The sequence below is a fragment of the Cellulomonas bogoriensis 69B4 = DSM 16987 genome (assembly GCF_000767165.1).
GTDB classification, from domain to species: domain Bacteria; phylum Actinomycetota; class Actinomycetes; order Actinomycetales; family Cellulomonadaceae; genus Actinotalea; species Actinotalea bogoriensis.
The window spans coordinates 1-4,580 of record NZ_AXCZ01000197.1 but is presented as its reverse complement, the minus strand read 5'-3'; the positions used below and the strand labels follow the sequence as shown (position 1 = coordinate 4,580).

Below are 4,580 nucleotides of genomic sequence, written 5' to 3'. Positions count from 1 at the left end.
GGTCCGACAGGCCCGCGACGCCCACCCGACCGCCCGGACCCGTCGGCAACTGCGGCTGTGCGTCACGGGGCTGTCGGGTGCGGGCAAGTCGACGTTCGTCGCGATCGCGCGCGAGGTGTGCGCCGCACGCGGGCTGAGCGTCGAGCACGTGCGCCTCGCCGAGCCGCTGTACCGGCTGCAGCAGGAGGTGCGCACGACGGCCGGCGTCGGTGCGCGTGCCGCGCAGCAGGACCAGCTGCTGATGGAGTCGCTCGCGCAGCAGCTGCGACGGCTGAACCCGCGAGCGCTCGTCGAGCCCGTCGCCGCGCGGGTGCGCCACAGCACCGCCGACGTCGTCCTCAACGACGACCTGCGGGACCCCGACGTCGACGCGGTCGAGCTGCGCCGGCTCGGCTTCGTCGTGGTGCGCGTCGAGGCACCCGACGAGCTGCGCCGCGCACGCCTCGAGCGTCGGGGCGACGTGAGCACGTCGGACGCCTCGACCCAGGGTCTGCGCCGCCTCTCGGCCGACCACACGATCCGCAACGACGCGTCGCCCGAGCGCTACAGGCGCGACGTCACCCAGCTGGTGGAGGTGCTCCTTGATCCTGACCGGACGTGAGATCGCACGCGAGGTCGCTCGCGGCCGGATCCACATCGACGACTTCGAAGACGCGCGCGTCGAGCCCAACAGCTACGGCTTCCGGCTCGGCGGCACCCTCCTGGAGTACGCCGACGACGTGCTCGAGCCGGACGTGCCGCCACGGGTCGTGCGCAGGCAGATCGGCGAGGACGGGGCCGTCCTGCAGCCCGGGCGCCTGTACCTCGGGGCGACCGCCGAGTGCATGGGCAGCGATCACTACGCAGCGACGCTGTACGCGCGACGGTCCACCTCGACCCTCGGCGTGTGGATCCAGTACTCGGCGCCCCTCGGGCACTGCGGCGCCGTGATCCCCTGGACCCTGGAGATCAAGGTCGCGCAACCGGTGCGGCTCTTCGCGGGGATGGTCATCGGCAAGATCGCGTTCTGGGCGATGCTCGGTGAGCACGTGCGCTACAACGGCCGGTACACGGGTTCCACGGACGTGGTCGCGTCGCGGCTCGCTCTCGATTCCGCGGCGAGCCGCGGGGGCGCGCCGTGAGCGCGGCGCGGGGAACGGCGCAGCACGTCCTGCTGGTCGGCACCAACAAGCCGGGGCTGGTGCCGCTGCTGCGGCACGACGCGGTCCGGCGCGTCACGGTGCTGACCGAGCCCTGGTACGCGGACCGCTTCCGGGCCGAGGGCGCCGATGCCGTGCTCGTCGTGCCCGACGTCGCCGACCTCACAGCGGCGCTGCATGCCGTCGTCCCCGCCATGGCGGACGCCCCGGTCACCCGTGTCGTCGCACCGTCGGAGCGCGGGGTGCCCACCGGCGCGTGGCTGCGCAGCTACCTGGACCTACCGGGCACGCCGTACGACGTCGCTGTCGGGTTCACCGCCAAGCACGCCATGAAGCGCCGCCTCGTGACGGCCGGCGTCCCGGTCGCGCCGCACCGGGTGGTCCGCACGCGTGCCGAGACCCGCGACGCGGTGCGCGTGCTGGGCCGACCGGCGATCCTCAAGCCGGCACTGGGCACGGGCGCGACCGGCTCGGTCGTCGTGCGGGCCACCGACGACGTCGACGCGCTGGCCGCACCGCTGTGGGAGAGCGGGCGCGCGCACCCCGCGGTCCTCGTCGAGCGGTACCTCGACGTCGAACGCGAGTACCACCTCGACGGGGTCGTGGTCGACGGCCTGACGCGGGCGCTCTCGGTCTGCGCGTACCTGCGTCCGACGCTGCTACGACAGCACGACGAGTTCGTCGGTTCCGCACCCCTGCCCGCCGACGACCCGCGTCGCGGCGAGCTCGCAGGTCTGCACGACGCGGCGGTCCGCGCTCTTGGCCTGAGGACGGGCGTCACGCACCTGGAGGTGCTCGAGCACGACGGCGGGGACGTGGTCGGCGAGGTCGCGTGCCGGCCCGGTGGCGGTGCGATCGTGCCGTTCCTAGCCCACGTGCACGGCGTCGACCTGTGGCGCGTCTTCCTCGACCTGGAGACCACGGGCGCGACCGACCGCCTCGGGCCGCTGGACCCGGACGGCCCGGTCGCGTGGTACGGCCTGCCGGTGACCGCGGGGGTCGTGCGCTCGACGACGCCCGTCGAGGCGCTGCGTGCGGTCCCCGGCGTCACGCATGCACAGGTCGACCTCGCGCCCGGCGACCGGGTCGAGGACCGCTTCCACTCGTCGTCGCAGGCCGGCTGGGTCGCCATGGCCGGCGCCACGAACGAGGCCCTGCACGCCACCATGGCGGCGGTCCGCGCGACGTGGCGGCTCGACACCGCTCCGACCGAGGAGGTGGCGGCACTATGACCCGCGTCCTGGTGCTCCAGCAGCCGTCGTCCGCTGCGGCGGTCGACGACTGGCTCGCCGCGGCCGACGCGGACGTCGAGGTGCTGCTCGTGACGGGTCCCGGCGCGCGCCGCGCGGGGACCGAGCGGGGGGCGCGCGTCCGCGTCGTCACCCTCGACGCCTACGAAGGTGCGGCTGCCACCGCACAGGTGCGTGCGGTGGCGCGGGAGTGGCGGCCCAACCGTGTGGTGAGCAACTCCGAGAAGGACGTCCTGCGCGCGGCGACGATCCGCTCCGAGCTGGGACTGCCCGGCACGCCGGCACGGCTCGCGGTCGAGTTCCGCGACAAGGTGCGGATGAAGGCGCTCTTCGAGCGCGCCGGGCTGCCGACCGCCCGCTGGGCGCGTGTGCAGTGCGTGGACGACGTGCTCGCGGCGCTGGAGGCGATGGGGCCCTTCGTCCTCAAGCCGCGCGGCGGTGTCGGCTCGCAGGGCGTCCACGTGCTCGCGGGGCCGGACGACGTGTGGCGGCTGCTCACGACCGCACCGCAGGTCCTGGACGAGGTCCACGCCGACGCGCTGATGGTCGAGGAGCTCGTCGACGGCACGGTGCTCCACGTCGACGCGGTGCTCGACGACGCGGACGTGCTGCTCGCCGTCCCCTCGCGATACCTGCACCCGCCGCACACGTTCGCGTCGCACGACGTGGCGTCCGTGTGCCTCGACCCCGGCTCAGCCGCGCACACGGCCGCCGTCGCGGCGACGCGCGCCCTGGCCTGCGGCCTCCCGGCAGGGCACGGCGTCGCGGTGGTGCACCTCGAGCTGCACCTCCTCCCGAACGGCACGGTGCTCGCCGGGGAGGTCGCTGCCCGGCTCGGCGGCGGCATGATCAAGGGCACCCTCGCGCACGCGTACGGAGTCGACCTGTCGCGCGAAAGTTACCTGCTGGCCGCCGGCCTGCGCGGCGCCTCGCAGCTCGTGGAGCGGCCGAACCCCCCGCACCAGGTGCTCGCGGGCCACATGCTGTGGACGTCACGCCGCCCGCACGTCACGCGCGACGCGCTGCCCGCGTGGGCGCACGGCTTCTGGGCCGCGGACGGTGACGGCCCGCACGTCGCGGCCCACTCCGCCGACGCAGCCGGCGGCGTCATCGTCGAGGGCGAGAACGAGGCGGCGCTCGTGGACCGGATCACTCGTGTCGGCTAAGCGCACCGGGACCGTGGTCGCTCACCTCAGCGACTGCCACGTCGACGACGGGCCTGAACCCCTCGAGAGGCTGCGACGCACGCTGGACGCCGTGCGCGCCGTCGGCACGGCCGTCGACCTCGTCGTGCTCACCGGCGACGTCGCGCAGGACGGCCGCGCGGCCCAGTACCGGACCGTGCGTCAGGAATTCGACCGGTTGCACGTGCCGGTCGTCGCGTGCCCCGGCAACCACGACGTGCGGGAGGCATTCGCCGAGGTCGTCCTGGCCGAGCCGGCGACAGGAGCGGCCCCTCTGCACCGCATGCACAGGCGGGCAGGTCTGGCTGTCCTCGCACTCGACTCGACGGTCCCGGGAGCGGACCACGGCACCCTCGATCCCGCGGTCGTCGACTGGGCGGTCGCGGAGCTGGCGGACATGGACCCCGCAGCGCCCGCGCTTGTCGCGCTGCACCACGCTCCGCTGCGATGGCACCCCGACCAGCTGCGGTCGTTGGACGCTGCGGGTACCGCGGTGCTGCGCTCGCTGCTCCGCGCGGCTCCGGCGGTGCGGGCCGTGCTCGGCGGACACTTCCACCACGCCATGAGCGGGGTGCTCGACGGCGTCCCGGTGCTCGTCGCACCGTCCGTAGCGCCGCGCATCCTCCCGCCGTGGGAGCCGGATGGGGCGGTCGTCGATGTCGAGCCTGGGTTCGCCGTGCACTCCGTCGCGCCGGTCGGCGCCCCCACGTCGTTCTTCCGGAGGGTCCCGTGACCACCACCGACGCCCCCTCACGGGTCCGCGCGCCCGGCACCCGCCAGTTCGCCGCCGGCCTGACCGTCAACGCGTTGGGCAACGGCCTGTTCCTCACCGTGTCGGCGTTGTTCTTCACACGGTTCAGCGGCCTCAGCCTCGTCGGGTACGGCACGGCCCTTGCGGTCGCCGCGGGCGCCGGGCTCGTCGTGGGGCCGCTGGTCGGGCACGCCGCCGACCGCGTTGGCCCGCGCCGGCTCTACGCAGCCCTCCTGGTCGCGCAGGGCGTCGGGAC

General features: G+C 74.6%; 5 protein-coding genes and 1 pseudogene. All 6 read left to right on the top strand.

Annotation, left to right across the window (positions count from 1 at the left end):
• A partial coding sequence (locus N869_RS17905) for a nucleoside/nucleotide kinase family protein (RefSeq protein WP_052105537.1) occupies positions 1 to 601 on the top strand: 601 nt, incomplete at its 5' end.
• Positions 582 to 1,121, top strand: coding sequence for a dCTP deaminase (locus tag N869_RS13060; RefSeq protein WP_035062318.1), 540 nt, complete (start codon positions 582 to 584; stop codon positions 1,119 to 1,121). The genes N869_RS17905 and N869_RS13060, both read left to right, overlap by 20 nt.
• Complete coding sequence (locus tag N869_RS13055; protein ID WP_035062317.1) at positions 1,118 to 2,371, top strand: ATP-binding protein; 1,254 nt, start codon at positions 1,118 to 1,120, stop codon at positions 2,369 to 2,371. Before N869_RS13060 ends, N869_RS13055 begins: the two co-directional genes overlap by 4 nt.
• Positions 2,368 to 3,555: an ATP-grasp domain-containing protein gene (locus tag N869_RS13050; protein WP_035062316.1), complete on the top strand. Its 1,188-nt coding sequence runs from the start codon at positions 2,368 to 2,370 to the stop codon at positions 3,553 to 3,555. Before N869_RS13055 ends, N869_RS13050 begins: the two co-directional genes overlap by 4 nt.
• Positions 3,545 to 4,306 carry a metallophosphoesterase family protein gene (locus tag N869_RS13045; RefSeq protein ID WP_198026079.1) on the top strand — a complete coding sequence of 254 codons (762 nt, stop codon included), beginning with the start codon at positions 3,545 to 3,547 and terminating at the stop codon, positions 4,304 to 4,306. Before N869_RS13050 ends, N869_RS13045 begins: the two co-directional genes overlap by 11 nt.
• Positions 4,303 to 4,580 (top strand): annotated as a pseudogene (locus N869_RS13040) (hypothetical protein); the annotation flags it as partial. The gene N869_RS13045 and the pseudogene N869_RS13040, both read left to right, overlap by 4 nt.

Excerpts from the sequence above, each read along its gene's own strand:
- N869_RS13050 (WP_035062316.1), top strand. The coding sequence starts at position 2,368 with ATGACCCGCGTCCTGGTGCTCCAGCAGCCGTCGTCCGCTGCGGCGGTC.